Source organism: Methanorbis rubei (assembly GCF_032714495.1).
In the GTDB taxonomy this organism is placed as follows: Archaea; Halobacteriota; Methanomicrobia; order Methanomicrobiales; family Methanocorpusculaceae; genus Methanocorpusculum; species Methanocorpusculum rubei.
This window is the reverse complement of the sequence record NZ_JAWDKB010000003.1, coordinates 57,560-81,160: the sequence shown is the minus strand read 5'-3', so window position 1 is coordinate 81,160 and position 23,601 is coordinate 57,560. Positions and strand designations below refer to the sequence as shown.

Sequence of the window (23,601 nt, the reverse complement as noted above, 5' to 3'; positions counted from 1 at the left end):
CCAAGGGATGGAAAATCCCTTTTCCTTGTACTATTTCACACCGCGTAACTCTTATCAAAAAAAGATTTTACATTTTTTTTATTTGTTCAGCCAGTCCTGATCTGCGATGCGGTTTCAATTCTGGTCTGCGGAAGTTTCGTAGAGACTGGAGCTGGGACTGTGATGATTCACCCGATCGATTTTCTTTTGTTCGGTATCTGCAGTAACGAATGCATCGAACTGTTCTTCGGTGAGACCGAGGATGTTTTTCACGGCATGGAGATGGTGGCTGATGTTGGTGATATGATAGCCCATCGCTCCTTTTTCCCACGTGGCGTCAAGATGACTGTTCAGCTCTTCTGCGTATTCATCAAGCGTCTGGTCTGTAAGATTCCAGCCCATTTTTTCGTTCCAGTAGGAGAGGTATCTGGGTGTATCACTGATCCAGAAGGTAGGTTCCCCTGACGGTGGTGGAGCAGTGGGGATGGGAGTGGGAAGTGGTTCTGGTATCTGCGGCTGAATACAGCCTGCGGTAAACGCGACGAAGACAGCGAGGATGAGGAGAAGGGGAACAGAAATTTCATTTGTGTACGTCCTGAGATGGTTGAGAATTTGTCACAGGGAATATATAATGAATGTGGTAAAATATTCGATGATTCTCAGATGAGTTGCCGAAAAAATTGAGTGCTTAGATTTTTCTGATTCTATGGGCCAGAGCTGCGGCACAGCCAAGACCCCCAAGAATTCCGACGAGAGGTAGAGAAGAGGCAGTGGGTTCTGGTCTTATTTGAGTAGGCAAACGTGCAGTAAATGCGGTTGCCCGTTCGGAGTACGGGTACTTCACATCATCGGAGTACACGCGAACAAAATATGCAGTCGGAAGAAGATTGCTAGTATTCACCGTATAGTTCCATGCACCATTAGTTCCTCCAGGTCCCTTTTCTATTACTGTATCCCCCCACACCATATTCTTTGAGGGCCCAGCTGAGATAGAAATATCTACATCATCTACAGGCACTATACGAATATGCAGAACAGTACCTGCGGGAAACTCCGCACTGCCAGTAAGAGTGAAGGATTCTCCAATTGTCTGAGGACCAACATCATCAATGTGAATCAGTTCATCAGCTACAGTCACTCCACAGAAAAAAATGGAGAGGAGGAGGATTGTAAGTACAATTCTCGCGAACATGTTACATAATTCTCCTGATGTTAGATATAACCTGCGACTGTGAATTTATTTGAAGCAATCAGGCCTGCATTGTTATGATTAGCATCCCCATGGTATGAAGGAGATGAGTAGTCCCAGCTATGTGAGGGGCGATACTCATCTTTCATTACAGTCCAAATACGGCTACCGGAGGTACTAGTATATTCAAAAGCTTGGCCGTGTGATGCTCCATAAAGATGTCCAATTTCATGAATTGTTACAGAAACACGTGCTTGATAATTACCAGTGACAACGGATGTATTATCTTGATCGGCAGCCATTTGTACCCAAGCGTACCTTTTTGCAGAGGATGTGGGAGACTCAGCCTGCCCAAGTGCAGTAGATCCCGGAAGATCATATCCGCTGAAATACACACCGATATCTGCCTGATAACTGTTCAAATCAGCTATAGAATATACACTTTTGAAAGCTTCGCGAGGAGAATTTCCATTGAGTGGGTAACTCAGTAGCGAAGAACTCTTGGATGAATCATATCCAGCGATATACATGTAAGCTTGGATATCATTACGGTTCAGTTGATAATTTGTCTCCTGAATATATTGCTGGGCGGCATTTTGCCAATTACTCTCACTTGAGACAAAATAACTGTCGGTAACAATAAGAATACGTGGATAGGCATATGCACGAGATTCTGAAGATACAAGAGAGGAGGACATCTGATCAGTTACAACCGTGTCATCATCTGTAAGGCAAAATGAAAGACCATACCCAGAATCTGTTAATGAAGTACTGGAATACACACTATGTAATGGACTTTTTGTAATAGCAGATCTCTGATTTTGTACTGGAGAAATAATAATCGTCTCGTCATCCAAATGTATCGAGCCATAAATGGTATTGCCTCCGCTCACAGTTATGAGCATCATTGAATTGGTAATCCCCGGAATTGCTCCATAATAAGAATCGATACCATCATCGAGAGACTCAAACGTGTTGTGAGTTAATGGAACAACATACTCTTTACCATTTAGTGTAATTGGGAGAGAAATTTCATCAGAACTAATCGGAATAACATTGGCAAAGGTTACAAGTTGATAGTCTGACAAATGAGTCGCCTCATTATTATTGTATATACTAATATCATCGTTTGAATCAACCATTGTGGTCTTTCCAGAGATACTAAATAACGGACTGTCGACTGCACTTACAGGCACAGTCATCACTAACGCTGCGAGCAGCAGTACGAGCAGTGCCAATTTCGTTGAAAAGATCTTTTTCCATTTCATTTTCGTTCACGTTTCCTGCAAACCCTTCATACCACATACCTGTTTGCTCAGGAGTACGTCGGATTTACAAGCGAGCATATCTTCGATAACCCTATATGAAAAGATTGGACAAAACATAGTTTTTTGAAAAATACGTCTCAAACTGATGTACTCCGGCGAATAGGTTTTTCTGAAAAAACTATACTTTGACCAATGTATTCATATCATTTTACGGGAAAAAGATAGTTCATGAGATTTTTCTTCTCAGTTCTGGTAAGTATGGTAGTATTAGTGGCCTTATGTATAATGCCTGTAGCAGCAGACTCCTGTTCTGCAACAACAATTGACGTGAAAACAGTTGAGCAGGATGTGATATCCGTAACAAAAGCACCACCGATTTATGGAGAAGTAAGGCAGGGGGAAGTTGATCCACATCAGTATTATGTACCCTCCGGACACAGTACTCTTGAAGTCTCACTTCAGTGGGATCATACAACAAACAATGATCTCTCCCTTACCATGTATCCGCCCAATGGAAACCCATTAGCCTGGAATGATGCGAGCGATGGACAGACAAATGGTGAAATATCATTGAACACTCCCTTGCCATCCCAGATGACTGGGAAGCACTGGAATTTTGTTGTCACCGGTGCAAGAGTTTCGGGAACACAAAGTTATACCCTCGTGATAAATAGTTACTAATACGAATGTTTCAGAAAGAGAGACTTTGGGATCTTGTTGTGATTATTATCATAGCATTGATAATCTTTATTCCCTCAGTTTGTCTTTTTTTTATTGACGGTGGACAGATACGAGGCATCAATGATGATCCTGCCACCCGTCCAAATCTTCTTGGACAAAACATTGACGGCCTCAATTTCACTCCGGCATCCGGAAAAATACAACCTATCTATGATGACACTGAGATAATTCCCCTTTCGCTCTGGCAGTTATCACCACGTGAGATGCTGTTGATGGTCATTACCTACCCAATGGCATACATTCCTCTCTCAACGGGAAAAATACTATCTGCTCTCTACCTCGCATCCGGTCTCGCCTTCATCATTCTCTACCGGAGAAAAATCAGCCGGAAAGATCCGGATCCAAACTCCCGCAGAGAACAAATTCGCAGATACATCAGTGAACATCCCGGAAGAAATACGCAGCAGATCGCTGATGCCCTATCTCTACCCCGCAGTTCTCTCAATTATCATCTGAACCGGCTGCAGAAAACACTGGACATTCTACCGTTCACATACGACGGACAACAGCGTTTTCTCCCGGCTAATACCGGTCTCACAGAAAATCAGAAAATTCTTCTTTCCATCCTCTCCAAGGAAAAAGATCATCTGATATTTCAGACATTAATAGATCAACCATCCCTTACCAGAAAAGAGATCGCCGCACAACTTGGCATCTCCACAACCACTGCTGTCTGGTATATTCACAGACTGGAACGGTCTCATCTGCTCACCGCAAAAAAGCAGGAGAGAAAACTTCGGTACAGTCTCACCCCTGAAATTGTGATGGAATATCAGAAACTTGCAGAAATATTTACACAAACTTCTGAAGAACACTCAACCTGACTTCGCTATTTTCAGAGCAGCCATTCACCGGCATCTCTGGGTTTGCCCGTAAATTCGTTTATAGGTAAACGCTGTTCGGTATTGTTTGTCGCTCCGCCCACGGAAAAATGGAACACACAGAAATAAAAACATCACTGAGAGGCGTGAACACCACAGAATCCGAAAACAATTCATTTCCGTGATGTTCACGTCTGCTCCGTGATGTTTTTCTGTGAAACTCCGTGTTTTCCGTTTTTCCGTGGGCGGCAAAACCCAACAGACAAAAGCGGTATCCAAAAAGAAACTACCTCTCCTCAGAGTCACTTTTTGCATTATAACACTCGAACGCCAATATCACTGCAGAGCATCATGAAAAAAACATTCAGAATGGAAAACCTTGAATGCGCCCACTGTGCAGCACTCATGGAAACCGGCATCAGAAAAATCGACGGCGTCAGCGAAGCCTCAATCAGCTTCATGACCCAGAAGCTCATCATCGATGCCGAAGAAACCAGATTTGACACAATCATGACCGAAGTCAGAAATGTCTGCAAAAAAATTGAACCTGACTGTCTGATCAATTAAGGAAGCAATGACAACGAAACTCTCACCAAAACAACAAAAGACACTGATCAGAATCATCGCAGCATTTGCCATCTTTGTCTGCGTGATTTTTCTCCAGCAGACGAACATCGTCAGCGAAACAGCAATTCTTCTCGTGCTGTATCTTGTTCCGTACGCAGTTATCGGCTATGATGTACTGATTCGGGCAGGAAAAAATATTTTTCACGGAAAAATTTTCGATGAAAATTTTCTGATGACAATTGCAACAATCGGAGCGTTTGCTCTCGGCGAGTATCCTGAAGCCGTCGCCGTGATGCTGTTCTATCAGGTCGGCGAACTGTTCCAGAGCTATGCGGTAAGCAAATCACGAAAATCCATTGCCACACTGATGGACATCAGGCCGGATCATGCGAACATCGAATCCGAGGGGCGACTCATCGAAGTGGACCCAGGCGAGCTGAAAACCGGAGACATAATCATCATCAAACCGGGCGAACGCGTGCCTGTCGACGGTGTTGTCATCTCAGGCTCCTCAGATCTGAACACGATGTCTCTGACCGGCGAGTCACTGCCGCGGTCGGTTGATGCCGGAGACGAAGTCATCAGCGGATGCGTAAATATGTCAGGACTCCTTCGCGTGAGAGTTCAGAAACCCTACGGCGAATCAACCGTTGCCAGAATTCTTGACATGGTGGAAAATGCCGCAGCAAAAAAGGCGAGAACCGAAAACTTCATCACGATATTTTCCCGGTACTATACGCCTGCGGTTGTCGGAGTTGCGGCGGCTCTTGCGGTGCTGCCGCCGGTCCTCCTCGGAGAACCGTTTGCCGACTGGGTCGGACGGGCACTGATCTTCTTGGTGGTATCCTGCCCCTGTGCCCTCGTGATATCGATTCCCCTGAGCTTCTACGGAGGAATCGGCGGGGCGTCACGGAACGGAATTTTGATCAAAGGCGGAAATTATCTGGAGACTCTCGCAAAGACACAGACGGTTGTGTTTGACAAGACCGGAACGCTGACAAGCGGCAGCTTCCGTGTTACCGAGATAAAGCCTGCGGGAGAGATGACCGAAGAGCAGCTGCTTAGGTATGCAGCACTCGCGGAAAGTTCGAGTACGCATCCGCTCGCAGCTTCCATTCGTGCGGCGTACGGAAAAGAAATTGACCGAAACGTTGTTGCGAACGTGACGGAAACTGCGGGAAGAGGAGTCTCGGCAGAAGTTTCCGGCAGAGTTGTTCTTGCGGGAAATGCAAAGCTGCTTGCGGGTGAGGGAGTCGCTGTTCCCGCCGGAGTTCCGGCGGGAACGGCGATTCATGTGACGGTTGATGGATCATATGCAGGGTACTTGCGATTCGCGGACACCGCAAAGCCGAATGCAAAAAAAGCGGTAAGTGATCTAAAAAAGCTCGGCATAAAGCATACCGCAATGCTCACGGGCGATGCGGAGGCGGCAGCGAAGCTGACGGCTGAGGAGCTCGGCATCGACTCGTATCGTGCAGGACTTCTGCCGCAGGAGAAGGTGTCGGGCCTTGAGGACATCATGGCAACGTTTGGTGGCAGCAGCACTGCGTACGTGGGTGACGGGATTAATGATGCTCCGGTACTTTCACGTGCAGACGTCGGCATTGCGATGGGGTCGCTCGGCTCGGACGCTGCGATTGAGGCGGCGGATGTTGTTCTGATGGATGATGATCCGGCAAAGGTTGCAACCGCGGTGAGGATTTCGAAGAAGACGTTCTGGATTGTCCGGGAGAACATCGTCTTTGCTCTGGGCGTGAAATTTTTCGTGCTCGCCTTTGCTGCGGCAGGGTTTGCGACGATGTGGGAGGCGGTGTTTGCGGATGTGGGTGTTGCGGTGATTGCGATACTGAATGCTATGCGGACGCTGCGGTTCTCGGAGAAATAATTTTTTTTTGAAACGCGAATAAAAAATCGCCAATGGCGATTTTTTTAGATCAATATCACCCTCCCAATCACTGATCATCAATCATCAGTTGATCATCTCCTCCTGAAAAAAAATCAGACCAACATTCCCGTGTCCCCTCTTTGACTCAGAAGTGACACTCTCCCGTTGTCTTGTTGTTTATACCTCTCTCTAATTCATAATAAACCTACATAATTTCCTGATTGAAAAAGAAAAAAAAGAAAAAAAGAAAAATCCCACTCTCATCAAAACAGTATTCGAGGTACGATCAACAACTGATGACTGATGATCATCACCCGCTCATCCGACACCCTAAAACTCATCCGGATTTTCGCTCTACCCACACCCTCATATTATCTAAACAACATAATTAACAGACAGAAATCAAATGACTGCCGCAGAATATCGCTACCGTCCCTCAGAGTTTCCCGCCCCGCCTGTAGCCGTCCGCCACATCAACCTCACCTTTGACATCACCGAAACACAGACCCGTGTCATCGCAGAAACCACCTTCACCGTTCTCACAGAAATACTCGACGTCCTCACCCTCAACGCAAAAAATCTCGAAGTACTCAAAGTCCGCATCAACGGCAAAAACGCCCGCTACCTCTACGAAGACGACCTCCTCAAAATTCAGCTCTCGCACCCCTCCCACCGCGGAGCACACCTCACCCTCTGGACCGAAACCATCTGTCGTCCAACTTCCAACATCCTTGAAGGCCTCTACTATGACGCAAGTCCTGCCGGCCTCCCCAAAACCCAGATAACCCAGTGCCAGCAGTGGGGATTTCAGCGGATTGCTCCAATCATCGACGACATGCGGGCAAAAAGCACCTGGACCACCACCATCATCGCCGACAGCAGATACACCAACCTCATCAGCAACGGCGACATCAAAAGCCCGCGAACATCCCATGACGCAACCCGCGACATCATCACCTACCAGAACAACTACCCCATGCCACCGTACCTCTTCTTCCTCGGCGTCGGCACCTGGGACACCTTCACCCGCAGCCTCGAGTACCCTGACGGCAAAAAAATCAGACTCGAACTTCTTGCAGAGCAGGGAGCTGACCCTGCCGGAGCACGTGCGGCGCTTGACATCCTCGCTGACAGCATCCTCTGGACCTGTCTCTTCACCGGACCCGAACGCTACGAATCCCCGGACATCCGGCTCGAACTCTACCGGCTCTGCAAAACCCGTGATAAAATTATCGCGGAAAATCCCGGCAACCCCAAAGCCGCTCTTGCCCCGATCCGCAGACAGATCTCCCTCCTCGCATCAGATATCGTCTTTGGCTACCAGTACCCCTATGACGTCTACCGCGAGATATCCATGCAGAACAGCGACTTCGGCGGCATGGAAAACACCGGCAACACCACCATCATTCAGAGCAGGATCATGCCAACTCCGGAAATCACCGACGCTTCCTACGAATACATGATTGGGGTCAAGCAGCATGAGTTCTATCACAATCTGAACGGCTCAAGCGTGACGGGAGATACCCCGTTCTCCATCTGGCTCAACGAAGCGGTCACCGTCATGATGGAGGATGACTACCTCTCCTTCCTCTTCGGCAGCGACTACATCCGGCTGCAGAACATTCTGCAGATTTACACTCCCGGCACCGGCACGTTTTCCCTTGACACGGGAGCTGCTGCGATGCCGATTGAACCGGAAGGATTCAACGATCCAAACGATCTCATCACCTCGGTTACGTACGTCAAGGCTCCCGAGTTTGTTCGCATGATTCAGGTCATGCTCGGCAAACGCGCCTTTACGTGGGCGCTGGATCTCTATCACCGCCGGTTTGCCGACAGCAATGCTTCACCCCGCGACTGGTTTGATGCGATGGAGAATGTCAGCAAAATTGACTTTTCCACGATGGCAGGCCGCTGGCTCAAGCAGACCGGGTACCCGACCGTGACTGTCTCGGCAGCCTACAATGCAGAAGACGAGGTTGCAGAAATAGTGGTGGACCAGACCGGTTTTGGCGATCAAAATCCTTGGATATTTCCGCTTATGGGAACGCTCATCACCGACAAGGGTGTTACTGTGTCAGAGTTCGTGGAAAAAATCGACGGTCCTCATCATGAGTTCACGGTCCCTTGTGTCGGAGCGTTTGCCGCCGCCATCTGGAACTCAGGCCATGCTGCATACATTCGCATCGCAAACGCAGCGTCAGACAGCGAGCTCTATCTCCTCCTCAGGTATGATACTGATGTGGTGAGCAGGTTCCTTGCGTATCAGACCCTCGTCGATCGTGAGATGACGAAACTCTGCCGCGATCCTGACTATGTTCCTGATTCCCGGCTCGTTGCCTGGTATGTGGCGACTCTCTCAGACAATACGGCGATGCAGCGTGCTGGCACACTCTCGCTCACGATATTTGAGTCAGTGAATGATCCTGAGTTCATGCATCGCTATGCTGCGCTCTACTCTGCGAAAAAACGGTTCATGCGTTCTGTTGCAGCGGCTTCCGAGCAGCGTCTGCTTGCTCTCTACACTGCATACAATACCGCAGAAAAGCCGACAACCGCTCCGGCCGAACTTGCCAGAATATTCAAGGCACGCGCTGTCAAAAATCTGATCCTCTCTCATCTCGCAACGCTTGACACGCCGGAGGTCTGGGATTTGATCAAAAAATCTTATGAGAAATCCTCGAATGCAACCAGCAGGATTGCGGCTCTGTCTTTGTATCTCTCAAGCACCGCACCCGACCGCTTCGATATTTTGAAAGCTGAACTTGACCGGTCCAAAGCTGACCCTGTCGCCTGGGAGAATTTCCTCGCCGCGGTTGCCGGTACTTCGTCTCCTGATACGGTTGCGTATCTCAAGCTGATTGAGAAGTCGGAAAACTTCCATGTGGAGCAGGCAGGACAAACCCGGTCTCTGTATCTCAGGTTTGCAAACAACCGCAAACTGTCTCTGGAGACAGAAGAGGGTCGAGCCTTCCTGCGTGACTCGCTGCTCTCGCTTTCCCGCGTAAACGAGTATATCTCAACCGGCATCCTCTCGGTCTTCTCCCATCTCGACAGTTATGATCAGCCAGTCCGCGATGCATGCTTTGCCATTCTCACTGAACTTGTGGCAGCGGTTCCCGAGACCGAGGCTCCGGCAGTGATTCGCACGGCCCGCCGCATTATCGCCGGAAGCCCGAAGGCTCAGGAAGCGTCTGCGGGTACTCGGTGATGAGTTCATTGGTTGGGATTTTTTGCCCTTTGTCTCACTTGAGGTAACCACGGAATGCACGGAAATTTCACGGAGCTTCACGGAAAAAATGAAATGCACGGAGAACGCCTGCGGCGCCGGAATGCACGGAAAAATTTCCGAGATAATTTATTCTCTTTTATTTTCTCAAAATATGAAAAATATATTCCGTGCATTCCGGCGCCGCAGGCGTTCTCCGTGCATTCAGTGAAGCTCTGTATGCTCTGTGCATTCCGTGGTTACTCTAAGTGAGGCCAAGGGGACAGAAAATTTTCAAACGATGAAACTCATCACAGCGTAACTCCTACTAAAGAAAAAATCGCGCGAAAAAAGTTTCACGAAATGTGGGGAAACGCACTTCCCACTATCATAATAAGCGAAGAAAATCATTTATATATCTGACTGAGCGCACCGCCCCTGAATGCCTGATTTTTTTATTCGCGTCAAATCGTGCCAATTTTGATTTTATTGAGTATAATCGTGTGAAATCAGTTTTTATCAGAATATACTCTTTGAATTGTCAATTTGGACAAATAACTCTTTCAAAAGCTGTTTTTCTCAATTTTACACGGTTTTCCTCTTACGTTAATTTTAAATATGCATACACTGACCTATTATCATCCAAAGTTTGTCGGCGTAATAATATTTTGAGTGTGGCCGCAGACTTTGAAAAGTATGGAGAAATCCCAGTCTATGAAACAGATGGTAGCAAATGGTATGACCGATCAGGAGGTCATGGCAAAATTTAAAGAAGAGAACTGCTGGGGACTCTGTACCTCAATTGATCTCAAGGAATGTGACCCTGCAACGATTCGTGACGCAGATAAGATTCACCAGTTCGTGCTCGAACTCGCTGATCTGATCGACATGAAACGCTTCGGTGAACCGCAGATTATCCACTTCGGTCCCTGCGACCGCGTTGCCGGATACTCGATGACCCAACTTATCGAAACCTCGCTCCTGTCGGCACACTTTGCCAACGACACGAACGCAGCATACATCGATGTCTTCAGCTGCAAGGAATACATGCCGAGCGTTGCCGCAGAGTTCTGCAGAAAATTCTTCGGTGCAAAGGCAATGAACACGACGGTTTTCTTCCGCACAATTTAATCGCCGCACAAACGCTGCGGTGTTGTGCCGCAGACATTGCCGCACTCTTTTTTTTGAGACTTACGTGATGATGAGTTACATTGTTTGGAATTTTCTGTGGTTACTCCAAGCGAAGCCAAGGACAAAAAATAAAATCAACCGAACTTTGCGAACAAAGTCAACCCAAACGCACTTTCACCCCACGCGGTCTGATCTTTATATCCCCGCTCGGCATAGTAGTGGTATCACACACCCGAGGTGACAAAAAAATCATGAAAACGCTCCACCTTCCCCCGCGCTTTGTCTGCCGCAGAACGTCATATTATACCGCCCCCGAGAAAACCTACCGGCTTCCTGACGGCCGCATCATGTACATCAGCTATCATCAAAACCCTATTGCAAAAACCTCACGCCCCTACATCGCAGCAGACGGTATTGGAGAATCCGGCCACTGTGCATACATCCCTCCACTCCCGATGCAGATTCTCCAAAAGTATCCCATCCTCAATCCAAAAAATATCCGCACCGTAACTGCGGCACAGCTTGAGCTTGCGAGGCTTCTGAAAATTCCGCGGTCAGGGACTTTCGTGAACAGCACCGAGCGGCTTGCTGAACTCATCGACTGGCTTGCAATCATGTACCGGCTTGAAGAGACGGGGGCCTCTGGCAAGAAGGACGTCGAGACCGCACTATTATAATACTCAGGTCTCCGACCTCGCGCATCATGTGGGTCAGGCATATTTTCCTGAACAAAAATCCCTCAATCATCATGATAGAGTAGTAACTCTTTTTACCCAAAACAACCTCACCACTAAACTACTATTTACAGGTCGCAGAAAAATGGTCTCTGAAAACGATGTTCTCCATATAGCTGAACTCGCTGATATCGGCATCGCCACAGCTGAACTCGGCAAATTCACCGAACAATTCAACGCAATTCTCGAGTACTTTGATATCCTTGACACTCTTGAGGCAAACGATGCCCTTGAGCGCCCGCTCGTCAACGTTTTCCGCGAAGACGAGACAAGGCCATCCCTTTCGCAGGAAGAGGTCCTCAGAAACTCTCACAATCCTGAGGACGGCTACATCCGTGCACCGAAGGTGATCTAACAATGCAGGACACATACAACGCCTTCCTCTCCACAATCGAGATACCGTCCGAGGCAAAAGGTTTGCTTGCCGGCATCCGCATCGCAGTCAAAGACAACATCTCAACCAAAGATATTCCAACTACCTGCGCCTCCAAAATCCTCACCGGATACATTCCCCCCTATGACGCCCACGCAGTCGAACTCCTCAAAGCAGCAGGCGCAACCATCGCAGGCAAAACCAATATGGATGAGTTCGGCATGGGAACAACCACCGAGAACAGCGCGTTCGGTCCCGCCTTAAACCCGCGCGACACCACCCGCGTCACCGGCGGCTCGTCCGGCGGCTCAGCAGCAGCAGTTGCCGGCTGCCTTGTCCCGATGGCGCTCGGCTCAGATACCGGCGGCTCGATTCGCTGCCCGGCATCCTACTGCGGCATCGTCGGACTCAAACCATCCTACGGCCGCGTCAGCCGCTATGGCTTAATCGCTTACGCCAACTCCTTTGAACAGATCGGCCCGATGGCAGCAAATGTTACCGACACCGCAAAACTTTTTTCGATCATCGCAGGCCACGACCGCCGCGACTCAACGTCTGTTGCAAAACCCTACGACTTCGCAGGACTTCACGCAGAGATCAAAGGAAAAGTCATCGGTGTGCCAAAAGAGTACTTCGGCGAAGGCGTCGACAAAGACGTCGCAGCATCAGTTGAGAAAGCAATTCAAAAACTCGAAGAACTTGGCGCAGTCACCCGCGAGGTCTCGCTGCCATCCATGCAGTATGCCCTTGCAGCCTACTATGTCACCTGCACCTGCGAGGCAAGTTCCAACCTTGATCGGTTCGATGGTGTCAGATACGGACCTGAGCCTGAGATGAACCTCCCCTGGCATGACGCATACACCAAAGTCCGCGCAGCAGGATTTGGTCCTGAAGTGCGGAGAAGAATTTTTCTCGGGACATTCGCCCTCACCGCAGGCTACTACGGCAAATATTATCTCAAAGCCCAGCATGCAAAACAGTTGATCCGCCGCGACTTCCTGCGTGTGCTGACCGACTGCGACATGCTTGCCGGCCCCACCATGCCAAATGTCGCGCCAAAACTTGGTGAGATGACGGCAAACCCGCTGCAGATGTACCAGACCGATATCCTCACCGTTCCAATCAACATCGCAGGAATCCCGGCAATCTCAGTTCCCTGCGGCACCGCTCACGGCTTGCCGGTCGGCCTTCAGCTGATGGGACGGATGTTTGGCGAAGAGGCATTGCTCAACGCTGCACTTGCATTCGAGGAGGAGGCGTAACATGGCTGATGAAGAGATGAAAGTCATCATCGGACTTGAAGTCCACTGTCAGCTTGACACGATTTCGAAGCTCTTCTGCGGCTGTTCAGCAGATTTTCGTGCGGACGCACCGAACACGCATGTCTGTCCGGTCTGCCTCGGACTGCCGGGCGCACTGCCGGTCCTGAACAAGAAAGCAATTGAGTACGCGCTCAAGGTTGCGAAGGCTCTCAACTGCACCATCCCTGAAGAGGGAGAGTTCTGCAGAAAGAACTACTTCTATCCTGACCTCGTCAAAGCCTACCAGATAACGATGGGCGACGACCCGCTTGCGATTGGCGGCTACATTGAGATCGAGGACGATGCCGGCAACCCGAAGTCCGTCAACATGACGAGAATTCATGTCGAGGAGGATCCTGGCAGACTCGTGCACATGGGCAACAAGGAACGCGGACACTACACGCTTGTAGACTACAACAGATCCGGCGTTCCCTTAATCGAGATGGTCACCGAGCCGGAACTTTCTTCGCCGAAGGAAGCCCGCCGCCTCTTAAACAAACTGAGAGCGACCCTTGAGTACCTCGACGTCTTCGACCCCGAGAAAGAGGGATCCATCAGAGTTGATGCGAACATCTCCATCAAAGGCCATGAACGCGTTGAGATCAAAAACATCTCCTCGTACAAAGGTGTCGAGAAAGCACTGACCTTTGAGATCACCCGTCAGAAAAATCTCATCCGCAGGGGTGGAACCATCGCCCGCGAGACCCGCCACTTCCAGGAAGGAAAAGGCACCACCACGAGCGCACGGTCCAAGGAAACCGCAAACGACTACCGCTACTTCCCGGAACCTGACCTGCCAGTCATCCGAGTTTCTGACTGGGTAAAGGACATCGTCCTTCCCGAGCTCCCGGACGCACGCCGCGACCGGTTCATGCAGCAGTACGGCATCGCCGTAAACCATGCCAGAACTCTTACCGGCGATCTCCGGCTTGCCGAGTTTTATGAAACGGTCGCTGACGTTGGCGCTGCAATTGCCGCATCATGGATTGCCGACATCTTAATCGGTGAACTCAACTACCGCGACATGGCGCTTGGTGTTGTCACTGCAAGCACGCCTGCATTCAAGGAGATCATTATTCTTGTTCGCGACAAAAAGATCACGGATATTGCAGGTGTTGAGGTCCTCCGTGTCTGGCTTGACAACCTTCAGACTGGAGCGAAGAGCGAGACCCCTGCTGAGATCGTTGACCGTCTCGGACTTACCCGCGAAGAGGGAGAGTCTTTCCGCACAATCGTCGAACAGATCCTTGCCGCCAACCCGCAGGCTGTTGCTGATCACAAAGCCGGAAAGAAAGGAGCTCTCAACTTCATCGTCGGTCAGGTCATGAAAGAAACCAAAGGAAAATCCGACCCGCGTGAGATTCACGCAATGATTGCCGAGATTGTAGGAGAATAACCCATGCATCTGATCATCGCTGAAAAGAACATTGTCGCAGAACGCATCGCAGCCTTTCTGGCAGGAAAACAGAAAGTCCAAACCAAACGCGACGGCGTAGCAACCGAGTACACCTTTGGCGACACGATTGTTATGGGACTTCGCGGCCACGTGGTGGAGCTGGACTTCACCAAAGGTTACAGCAACTGGCGCAGCGAAGAGCATCCGCCGCGTTCTCTCATTCATGCAGATATCGAAAAGCATCCGACCGAGAAAAAGATCGTTGCTTTGATGCAGAAACATGCAAGAAAGGCAGACCGCGTCACAATCGCAACGGACTTTGATACCGAAGGAGAGCTCATCGGCATGGAAGCCTTTGAGCTGGTTCGTGCGGTGAACAAAAATGTCAGTGTGGATCGTGCGAGATTTTCTGCAATCACGAAGGATGAGATCACCAAAGCAATCGATGAAGCACAGTCGATCGACTTCAACCTCGCAAAAGCCGGCGAGACGAGACAGGTCATCGACCTTGTATGGGGAGCGTCCTTAACACGTTTCCTCTCGATTGCCGCCCACCGCGGTTCCGACAGCATTCTTTCTGTTGGTCGTGTGCAGAGCCCGACTCTTGCGATGATCGTTGACCGCGAGAAAGAGATCGAGGCATTTGTTCCGGAAAAGTACTGGATGCTCTCACTTGCTGCAAAGAAAGGGAAGGAGGAACTCTCGTTCCGTCATGCCCACGGTCGGTTCACGATCAAGAGCGAGGCGGATGCAGCATTTGCCGGAACGAAAGATCCTCTCACGGTGACCGAAGTCATCACCGGCAAAAAGACTGACAAGGCGCCAACGCCGCTTGACACCACTGCGCTGATTGTCGGCGCAGGAAGGCTTGGTCTGTCTGCGGCATCGGCGATGAACCGGGCTGAGGATCTCTACATGCGTGGATTTATTTCGTATCCGCGTACCGACAACACGGTGTATCCAAAAAGTCTCAACCTCCGCCAGCATCTGAAGATGTTTGCCGGCGGCGAGTTCGAGCGCGATGCAAACATGGTCCTTGCGAACATGAGGGGCTCGCCCACTCGCGGCAAGAAAGAGACCACCGACCACCCGCCGGTTTACCCGACCTCGAAAGGTACGAGGCAGGAGATCGGAGACGATGCGACATGGAAGTTGTATGAGTTCATTGTCCGTAGATTTTTTGCAACGCTCTCGCCTGATGCTGAGTGGAAGACGCTGAAGGTCAATATGACCGCGGCAGCCGAGCCGTACACTATCACGGGCGGACGGCTCACGGTTCCCGGCTGGCGTGCGGTCTATCCGTACAGCAAAGCAGAAGAGACGGTTCTTCCTGAGTTTACGGTCGGCGAGAAGCTGACGCTTGCTGACAAACTCTGCGAGGAGAAGGAGACGCAGCCTCCGGCACGTTACTCGCAGAGCAGACTCATCCAGAGAATGGAAGAGCTCGGACTTGGCACGAAAAGTACGCGTCACGAAGTTATCAGCAAACTGATCGGCAGAAAGTACATCGAAGGCAACCCGATGAAGCCGACAATCGTTGGCAGAGCGGTTACCGAGTCGCTGGAACAGTTTGCCGGAACCATCACTGCCCCGACCATGACCAATACCCTCGAAGAGCATATGGAAGAGATTGCGGCGGGAACCAAAACCATGAACGCGGTTCTGACCGAGTCCAAGACCATGCTCTCTTCCATCTTCGATGATCTTGAGGCGAACAAGGAAGCGATCGGTCAGGATCTGATGGACCGCACGATCGAAGGACAGACGGTCGGTCCGTGCCCTGTTTGCGGCAAACCCCTGCGTATCCGCCGTGCCGGCAGCTCACAGTTTATCGGCTGTTCAGGATATCCTGACTGCACCTTCAACACGAGCCTGCCGCCGGCAACCTGGGGCAATGCGGTGCGGATGGATGAGGTCTGTCCGATTCACCAGCTGAACCATGTGCAGCTTCTCCGCAAAGGCGCTCCTGCGTGGAAGATTGGTTGCCCGCTCTGCTCCCACATCCAGACCAATGCCGAGGCGTTCCGCATGCTGCCCGGCATGACGGACGCAGGAATTGAGAAGCTGAACAAAGTTCACATTTATGCAATTTCCGAGCTTGCGGGAATGTCGTCTGATGAACTGATGAGACGTCTCTCAATCGCCCGGCCTGAGGCTGAGCAGATGATTGCTGATGCGGAAAATGTTCTTGCGCTTCTCCGGAAACGCACTGAGCTGAAGAAGTTCATCTCAGCTCACGTTGCCCCACGACGCGGACGCGGCCACTCGAAGGTCAGCAATGCATTCTTCTCCAAAGGAATCGTTGATGTTGCGGGTCTCTCAAAAGCAAAGATGAGTGACATGACCTCGTCGGGTCTTTCTGAAGCGGAAGCAGAGACCCTGCTTTCCGAAGCACGGAAAGTGGTGAACATTGCGAAAATGAAAGAGTACGGTGTTCCAACCGTTACCCTGAAAAAATATGTTGCCGCAGGTTGCGAGGACCCGGCAGTTTTTGTCGCAGCAAATCCTGCCGGTCTTGCTCTTGCAACAGGAGCGTCGGTCACAACAATCTGCAAGCATCAGAAAATTGTTGCAGAAAAAATCGGCGTTACTCCCGCGGAAGCAGTCAGCAAAGCTTCGTTTGACGAAGGGGTTGCAACCCTCACTCCTCTTGGAATTGAGCCTGAGATGCTTGCGTCTCTCGGCTTTGCAGGAGTCTACAGTTGCGATCTTCTGAAGAAGGCGAACATCGAAAAACTTGCCCGACAGACCGGTATTGATAAGGAAATTCTGTCGGACTTAAAATCAAAAGCAAAAATGGTGTGTGGAAAATAATGAACTGGAAAGAGTGGAGACATATTACCAAACTTGATCCCGATAAGATTCTGGGCGATGGTGCGATTGCAGAGATTGCGGCAAGCGGAACTGATGTTCTGATGCTGTCAGGGACGCTGGATGTTACGCCGGAAAAACTTGCTGACCTGTATGATCAGGTCCGCGACTCAGGGCTTCCTGTTGTGGTGGAGCCTGCCGACCCGACTGGTGCAAGATTTGACGGAATGGATCTCGTGTTCGTGCCGACCGTGTTCAACGCGGCGCATCCGATGTTTGTCTGCGGTTTGCACAAGGAGTGGGTGCAGCACTTCCCAATCGACTGGAACAAAGTTGTCGGCGAGGCATATGTGGTGCTGAACCCTGCGTCATCTGTCGGCAAACTGACACATGCAAAGTGCGATCTGGCTCCCGAAGAGGTCGCGGCCTACGCGGTCGTCGCGGAAAAGTACTACCGCATGCCGGTGTTCTACATTGAGTACAGCGGAACCTACGGCAATCCGGCTGTGACGAAAGCGGTCTCTGAGGTTGCCGAGGATATTGTGGTGTTCTACGGCGGCGGCATCAACTCTGGTGAGAAGGCTGCGGAGATGGGACAGTATGCTGACGCGATTGTGGTGGGCAATGCGGTCTACGATGCGGGACCCGCCGTTTTGAAGGATACGGTCAGGGCGGTCCGGTAACCCGATGCCGCAGGTTGATATCGTTCTCGTAGAGCCGCTCTACGAAGGAAACATCGGGTTTGCCGCCCGTGTCATGAAAAACTTCGGGTTTCACAACATGGTTTTAGTGAACCCGCCGAAGATGACGATGGAGGCAACTGCCAGAGCGTCGCATGCAAAGGATGTGCTTGAGTCGGCCGAGGTTTTAACGCTTGAAGAGGTGTTTCACCGCAGCGATCTCGCGGTTGCCACAACCGGCGGTCTGGCAAAGTCGGTGTCGCACCCGATGCGGATGCCGTACTACTCTCCGTCTGAACTCCGGGAAATGATCAAAAATGTGGACGGCAGAATATCAATTCTGTTTGGTAGGGAGAACTGGGGTCTGAACAATGAGGAGATCGCCCGCTGCGATATCGTCGCTACGATTCCAACATCCGCAGAGTATCCGGTTATGAATATCTCTCATGCGATTGGTGTCATCTGCTATGAGCTTGCCCATCTGCCGCGGGGCGAGTATCTGCTTGCAAACAAAGTGGAGATGGACGCTCTGTATGCACACTTTGCAAGATTTCTTGAAGGCATCAGTCATCCGATCGAGAAGCGGGAGACGACCCTTCTGCTTGCAAAGCGTGTGCTCGGCAGAACGAATCTGACGGTCCGCGAGGCAAGTACAATTCACGGTGTTCTTCGGAGAACCGAGTGGCACCTGAAACATCCTGGTATGGCGTACGAGGAGAAGACCCGCGAACACTGGGATGAGGAAGAGTAATTTTTTCCAAATTGTGTATCGACAAATCATTCATTTCCTAATTCTAAAAAATCGACAATTTTTTTACAGTATCACTCTATTGAAGCACAAAAAGATTTTTTTATCGATGAAGGTGTAATTGCCGAAGATGAAGGGGTAAATGAAGGGGTAAATACTCTCCTTGATCTCATCCGAACAGAACCCGGCCTCAACGCCCGCACTCTTGCAGCAAAAACCGGCAAAAGTCTTTCCACTACCGAACGCCATATACGAAAACTGAAATATGAAAGAGTGATTGAGTTTCGCGGTGCGCCAAAAAACGGCGGGTATTATCCCATCTCCTGAAGGAGATAACTACTCTTTTGGATGCAGATATCCACCGGTGTAGGTGGAATCCAGCGCCGCATCCGAGTTCTTCTGCGTCAGCAGACTCACGATCACCATCGTTGTAATCGAAAACGCCAGTGCATATATTGAGAAGTGCATCGGCAGTTTCTCCACAAACTGATCATAGTAGCCGAACCCTAACGCAGTCACAAGACCAATTGCCATACTTGCGATCGCTCCGGCAGTCGTTGCCCGCCGCCAGTAGAGTCCTGATATAAGCGGCACCGCAAACGATGCGAGGATGAGGCCGATCGCAAGGAAGATCAAAAACACCAGAACCTCCGGCGGATTGATCGCAAGAAGCAGCGAGATTACTACCGCGACAAGCATCGTAATCTGACTGATCCTGATAACCTGCTTCTCGGATGCATCGGGTCGTAAGATGATCTTGAAAATATTCCAGGAGAACTGGGTTCCAACCGTCAGCATCAGCCTATCAGTCGTCGACATCACTGCTGAAAGAATCATCACCGCAAACAGCCCCATCGCAACCATTCCGCCGGCAGCCGCACTGATGCCGTAGACAAACGAGTAGTCCGCGGCATTCACAACATCAGGAAGCACCACCGTCCCCTCTTCGACCAACGTCCTCACTCCCATGCCTGAGAACCGGACAAGCATCGAGATCGTCAGATACACCGCAAACGCAATTAATGGTGCCCAGCGGAAGTAGCGGATGTCCTTTACCGCAAGAACATTGGAGACCACGTGCGGGGCACAGGCAAGGCCGACAATCAACAGAACACCGAACGAGAAAATGATCTCAGGCGTGATGTATGCATACGCCGCGTACCTTTCAGGGAACGCGGGCATCACAAAGTTCGGGTCGATCGAAGCGAGCACCATGTTGATGTGTTCGAGTCCTCCCGCATACATCACAATCATTGGCGCAAAAATAAGCATGCCGAAAATCAGAATCAGTCCCTGAATCATGCCGGTCCATGAGACCGCATACAGACCGCCGAGGGCGGTGTAGGTGGTGATGATTGCCGCCGCAATCAACAACGCATGCCAGTGTTCAATGCCGAACAGCCAGACAAGCACGATGCTGATAGCCGTGTACTGGCCGACGAGGTAGACGAGCGAGACTAAAATTCCAATCACCGCAGACAGCATCCGAAGCTCGCGGGTGTTTTCATATCTGAGGGAAAAATAATCTTCGAGCGTTACGATTCCCTGTTTTTTTCCGATCAGATTCAGTTTGGATCCAAAGAACACAATACAGAACACCGCAGCAAGCGGTACAAAAATCTGATCCCAGATGCTTGGCCAGCCGTAAGTGAATCCCATACCGCTGCCACCGATGAGGGTCACTCCGCTGCAGATGGAGGTGATGAGAAGCAAAAGAAATATCCAGAACCCGAGACTTCGTCCGGCGAGAATGTAGTCCTCTGAGTTTTTGATCTTTTTTGCAGCCCATACTCCGATGCCGATCAGCAGGGCAAAGTACATCACGATCAGAAAGAGGGCAATCCAGGTATCAGTCGTCCAGTTCATGTCAGTTCCATTTTGATCACACTATTTCATGTGAACGAAATTTTCGTTACCGAATTCATCGGTTGTTGGAATATAAGAGTGTAATGGTTTGCGGATTTTGCATTTTTATTCTAGAGAAAATTCATGATTATCAGACTCCGGACTTTGTTCATAATATTTTGGAAAATAATCGACGGAATATTTTCTGTTCCTGTTATTTGCGTTTCCTCTTACATCAGGCCAAAAACCGAAGATATCTGATAACCATCTGTCATAAAAAAAATCTTGCTCCCGGCGTCAGACATATTCATAATCCGCGAACTCCAATATAATTCATACGTGAGAGGGAGAATGCGGCCGACGGTGATCATTTCGGGATTGCTGAGGAAAGTCCTCCCACCATTCAGGTAACGCAGCCGTGTGCAAGCACGGGTGGCGAGAGTCACGGCTCTGGAACAGAAACGACACGTCCTCTGCGGAGTAATGAGACGGCACCTAACCCGTCGAGCGCTGATGCAGAGGGATCGATGGAACGGCGAATCCCTGCTGGTGCAAGTCGGAACAGGACCCTCGTGCGGCGCCTGAACGCCATGGTCCGGGTACGACGCTTAGCCGAATGCCGCAACGAACAGGAGGAGGCTTATCACTCCGACTCACGTTTTTCGTAACTGTTTTTCCGTGTAAGTGTGGTGAATATATGGCAGATAATACAAAACTTGGAACGATTCTAATTCTTGTAGTGGTTTGTGTGGGAGTGCTGCTTATTGTCTCCTCGGGAATTTCTGCATTGCAGAGCTATCAGACAATCGCAGATCCGGACAACGAAACAGTTACTCAGACACCGGAAATGACAACAACTTCGGTGCCGACAACAGCGCCTTCGGTTGCTTCGACCGCATCATCAGTGCCGGCAGCCACTACGCTTGGAGCGACGGAAACAGTACGAACGCTTACTCAGCCGACCGCGACCGTAACTGCGTCCGTGACCATAGCAACGCAGAGTACGAGCCCCACCGTTTCCCAGACGACTGCCGCAGCACCTGCCAAAGCTCCTGCTGCAGGTGATCCTATTCTCGGTAATTGGGCCGGAGAAAAAACCATGACAATTGTTTTTGTAAGCGCTCACGGCTCTGCGACTGCGACATTCCGTGACGACTACTCAGGCTCTGCCGCTGGCGACTTCCAGGGAGCAGGCCGTGACGAAACTTTTGATGCGAACTTCATCTGGGAAAATCTCGGTAACGGAAAATATCTTGGAGCGTACGGCGACAAGACCCTTGAGTTTTCACTTGACGGAGAAGTTCTCACCATGACCCTCAACCCGAAGAAGCTTGGTGTGGTGGAGTCAGAGATTTTGAATATGGATATACCGTTTGAGATGCATCGGGTCTGAAAATGACCCAACTCATACTTTAATTACGCTGAAACGTCGATGATATTAGTAACATGAGCTGTTTTGAGTGTACGCAGTGCGGACTGTGCTGCCTGGGGATTGGCGAGATTGTTAAAATGGACCGCCAGATCTCTAAGTACGGATTTTACATCAAAAATGAAGTGGTTGGTGAGACGAAAGCGGTCCTCGTCACGCCTGAGTACCGCGACATTTTTGACAATGATCACTCAATTCAGGATGAGCATACTTCAGCCTGTTTCTTCGTCCGCAAACGTGCGGACGGCAAGTATGTCTGCACTGTTCATCCGGGAAGACTCTTTATCTGTAAGGATTATCACTGCTGTGCTGCACGCATCAGCAAAAATGGCGAGGAAGTCGCCCGCGTGAAAGGCAAAGTTTCGCTCGTCACACAGGATGAGGATCTGAAAAATATCTGGCTTGATGGTGTGCAAAAACAGCCTGACAGATCACGTGAAGAGATCACCGCACTCCTCCGCGGTCACGGATACTCAGTGTTGTTTTATGACGGTGAATGAGATTTCTGTTCAACAGGGAAAACTTCGGTGTACTGATGGCACATCAGTAACGCCTGAGAAGTGCAGGTTCTGTCTGCATTCACGCTACTTTGTGATTGCGGGTGTCGTGGAGCGCTCGCCGGCTCTTGCATTTTGTCTGCGGGAGCGGACGACAAAAGAGATCGATGTGACGAAGGCGTCTGCGGTCGGTTGTGCTGAAGAGCGGGGCGACGGGTACGCAAGTATTGGAAATATTATTTCGTGATATGAAACGCGAATCGCATGCCAAAGGCATGCTCACCGCTTCGCGAAAGAACGCGAATAGCACGAATAGCGCGAATAAAAAATCGCCAATGACGATTTTTCAGGAGTTACTAATATTATTTTTCAGAATATTTTTTTTTCGAAAAATCGCCATTGGCGATTTTTCATTCGCGCTATTCGCGTTTCATTCAAAAAAATTATTTTTCCATTTTGATTTTGTAAAATTTTTTGTCGGCCGCATACTTTGCGAGGCTCCCGTCTTCCATCTGATACACCTGTCCCACGACGAACTCAGGCTGCTCTTCTTTGGAAAACATTTCCTGTGCACGTTCGCTTGCATTCTCAAGAATTATTTCCTGACGTTTGCTCACAAATCTTTTATTGTATTTTGTTTCGATACGGGAGATTACTGCAATCAGGATGATGCAGCCGATAATGACCACAGCAAAGATTACCCAGCTGCTCATTCCAACGTCTGTTCCCTCGTACATACCTACTTTTTATGGGACACGGGAGAGGATAAAAGTAGTGGGGGGCATCCCTCTTGAAAAAACAGAAAGAAGAGAATAGGTATTTGGGGATGAACGATAAATTGGATGCGTAAAAACACGAAATGACACGCGACCTCCATCTTCGCAGCAACGCCGTTGAGTATCTCATTTTTTTCCATACAAAGCGGAACTGACGCTGTTGAAAAGTCAGCTACGAAGACGGCATCCTCTGACTTCACGCAGAAGATGCTGGGGAAACTC

The 23,601-nt window shown here is 50.0% G+C and carries 22 protein-coding genes and 1 other RNA gene; 18 read left to right on the top strand and 5 right to left on the bottom strand.

The annotated features are described in order from the left end of the window. Positions 1 to 114: 114 nt before the first annotated feature. From McpCs1_RS03910 to McpCs1_RS03900, 3 genes are all read right to left on the bottom strand, one after another. On the bottom strand, positions 115 to 381 hold the full coding sequence (locus McpCs1_RS03910; RefSeq protein WP_338095951.1) for a hypothetical protein: 267 nt from the start codon (positions 379 to 381) through the stop codon (positions 115 to 117). Between the two features lie 286 nt (positions 382 to 667). Beyond that, complete coding sequence (locus McpCs1_RS03905) at positions 668 to 1,171, bottom strand: hypothetical protein (protein ID WP_338095950.1); 504 nt, start codon at positions 1,169 to 1,171, stop codon at positions 668 to 670. A 20-nt stretch (positions 1,172 to 1,191) separates the two neighbouring features. Then, positions 1,192 to 2,436: a M12 family metallo-peptidase gene (locus tag McpCs1_RS03900; RefSeq protein WP_338095949.1), complete on the bottom strand. Its 1,245-nt coding sequence runs from the start codon at positions 2,434 to 2,436 to the stop codon at positions 1,192 to 1,194. A gap of 228 nt (positions 2,437 to 2,664) precedes the next feature. On the opposite strand from McpCs1_RS03900, the gene McpCs1_RS03895 reads away from it, so the two are divergent. From McpCs1_RS03895 to McpCs1_RS09310, 14 genes are all read left to right on the top strand, one after another. After that, entirely contained in the window at positions 2,665 to 3,117 is a 453-nt protein-coding gene (locus McpCs1_RS03895) for a hypothetical protein (RefSeq protein WP_338095948.1), read from the top strand. Positions 3,118 to 3,122: 5 nt separating this feature from the next. Continuing rightward, positions 3,123 to 4,001, top strand: coding sequence for a winged helix-turn-helix transcriptional regulator (locus tag McpCs1_RS03890; protein ID WP_338095947.1), 879 nt, complete (start codon positions 3,123 to 3,125; stop codon positions 3,999 to 4,001). A 348-nt stretch (positions 4,002 to 4,349) separates the two neighbouring features. Continuing rightward, entirely contained in the window at positions 4,350 to 4,565 is a 216-nt protein-coding gene (locus tag McpCs1_RS03885; RefSeq protein WP_338095946.1) for a cation transporter, read from the top strand. 7 nt (positions 4,566 to 4,572) lie between these two features. Next, complete coding sequence (locus McpCs1_RS03880) at positions 4,573 to 6,450, top strand: heavy metal translocating P-type ATPase (RefSeq protein ID WP_338095945.1); 1,878 nt, start codon at positions 4,573 to 4,575, stop codon at positions 6,448 to 6,450. Between the two features lie 406 nt (positions 6,451 to 6,856). Then, positions 6,857 to 9,661, top strand: a complete 2,805-nt coding sequence (locus McpCs1_RS03875; RefSeq protein ID WP_338095944.1) for an aminopeptidase N C-terminal domain-containing protein — start codon at positions 6,857 to 6,859, stop codon at positions 9,659 to 9,661. A gap of 711 nt (positions 9,662 to 10,372) precedes the next feature. Then, positions 10,373 to 10,789, top strand: a complete 417-nt coding sequence (speD, locus tag McpCs1_RS03870; protein ID WP_338095943.1) for an S-adenosylmethionine decarboxylase — start codon at positions 10,373 to 10,375, stop codon at positions 10,787 to 10,789. 251 nt (positions 10,790 to 11,040) lie between these two features. Then, positions 11,041 to 11,466: a hypothetical protein gene (locus McpCs1_RS03865; RefSeq protein ID WP_338095942.1), complete on the top strand. Its 426-nt coding sequence runs from the start codon at positions 11,041 to 11,043 to the stop codon at positions 11,464 to 11,466. A 142-nt stretch (positions 11,467 to 11,608) separates the two neighbouring features. Then, on the top strand, positions 11,609 to 11,878 hold the full coding sequence (gatC, locus tag McpCs1_RS03860; protein ID WP_338095941.1) for an Asp-tRNA(Asn)/Glu-tRNA(Gln) amidotransferase subunit GatC: 270 nt from the start codon (positions 11,609 to 11,611) through the stop codon (positions 11,876 to 11,878). A gap of 2 nt (positions 11,879 to 11,880) precedes the next feature. Beyond that, a complete protein-coding gene (gene gatA, locus McpCs1_RS03855; RefSeq protein ID WP_338095940.1) occupies positions 11,881 to 13,158 on the top strand; it encodes an Asp-tRNA(Asn)/Glu-tRNA(Gln) amidotransferase subunit GatA in 1,278 nt (425 codons plus the stop codon). A gap of 1 nt (position 13,159) precedes the next feature. Then, positions 13,160 to 14,593 carry an Asp-tRNA(Asn)/Glu-tRNA(Gln) amidotransferase subunit GatB gene (gatB, locus tag McpCs1_RS03850; protein ID WP_338095939.1) on the top strand — a complete coding sequence of 478 codons (1,434 nt, stop codon included), beginning with the start codon at positions 13,160 to 13,162 and terminating at the stop codon, positions 14,591 to 14,593. A 3-nt stretch (positions 14,594 to 14,596) separates the two neighbouring features. After that, entirely contained in the window at positions 14,597 to 17,407 is a 2,811-nt protein-coding gene (locus McpCs1_RS03845; RefSeq protein ID WP_338095938.1) for a DNA topoisomerase I, read from the top strand. Then, positions 17,407 to 18,087: a phosphoglycerol geranylgeranyltransferase gene (locus tag McpCs1_RS03840; RefSeq protein ID WP_338095937.1), complete on the top strand. Its 681-nt coding sequence runs from the start codon at positions 17,407 to 17,409 to the stop codon at positions 18,085 to 18,087. Before McpCs1_RS03845 ends, McpCs1_RS03840 begins: the two co-directional genes overlap by 1 nt. Before the next feature lie 4 nt (positions 18,088 to 18,091). Continuing rightward, positions 18,092 to 18,835, top strand: coding sequence for an RNA methyltransferase (locus tag McpCs1_RS03835; RefSeq protein ID WP_338095936.1), 744 nt, complete (start codon positions 18,092 to 18,094; stop codon positions 18,833 to 18,835). Positions 18,836 to 18,892: 57 nt separating this feature from the next. After that, the gene (locus McpCs1_RS09310) at positions 18,893 to 19,159 is read left to right on the top strand and encodes a winged helix-turn-helix transcriptional regulator (protein ID WP_420847066.1); all 267 of its coding nucleotides are present in this window, start codon (positions 18,893 to 18,895) and stop codon (positions 19,157 to 19,159) included. Positions 19,160 to 19,168: 9 nt separating this feature from the next. Here the strand turns inward: McpCs1_RS09310 and McpCs1_RS03830 are convergent, their stop codons facing one another. Beyond that, positions 19,169 to 20,698, bottom strand: coding sequence for a sodium:solute symporter family protein (locus tag McpCs1_RS03830; protein ID WP_338095935.1), 1,530 nt, complete (start codon positions 20,696 to 20,698; stop codon positions 19,169 to 19,171). A 320-nt stretch (positions 20,699 to 21,018) separates the two neighbouring features. Between McpCs1_RS03830 and rnpB the strand changes: the two genes are divergently transcribed. The 4 genes from rnpB (at position 21,019) to McpCs1_RS03810 (ending at position 22,850) form a co-directional block, all read left to right on the top strand. Further along, positions 21,019 to 21,332, top strand: an RNA gene (rnpB, locus tag McpCs1_RS03825) — RNase P RNA component. Positions 21,333 to 21,374: 42 nt separating this feature from the next. Continuing rightward, the gene (locus tag McpCs1_RS03820) at positions 21,375 to 22,070 is read left to right on the top strand and encodes a hypothetical protein (protein ID WP_338095934.1); all 696 of its coding nucleotides are present in this window, start codon (positions 21,375 to 21,377) and stop codon (positions 22,068 to 22,070) included. A 116-nt stretch (positions 22,071 to 22,186) separates the two neighbouring features. Continuing rightward, positions 22,187 to 22,606 carry a hypothetical protein gene (locus tag McpCs1_RS03815; protein ID WP_338095933.1) on the top strand — a complete coding sequence of 140 codons (420 nt, stop codon included), beginning with the start codon at positions 22,187 to 22,189 and terminating at the stop codon, positions 22,604 to 22,606. Beyond that, positions 22,593 to 22,850 (top strand): hypothetical protein, encoded by a 258-nt coding sequence (locus McpCs1_RS03810; protein WP_338095932.1) that lies wholly within the window; start codon positions 22,593 to 22,595, stop codon positions 22,848 to 22,850. The genes McpCs1_RS03815 and McpCs1_RS03810 overlap by 14 nt, the downstream gene beginning before the upstream one ends. A gap of 196 nt (positions 22,851 to 23,046) precedes the next feature. Here the strand turns inward: McpCs1_RS03810 and McpCs1_RS03805 are convergent, their stop codons facing one another. Then, complete coding sequence (locus McpCs1_RS03805; RefSeq protein ID WP_338095931.1) at positions 23,047 to 23,340, bottom strand: hypothetical protein; 294 nt, start codon at positions 23,338 to 23,340, stop codon at positions 23,047 to 23,049. Positions 23,341 to 23,601 lie beyond the last annotated feature (261 nt).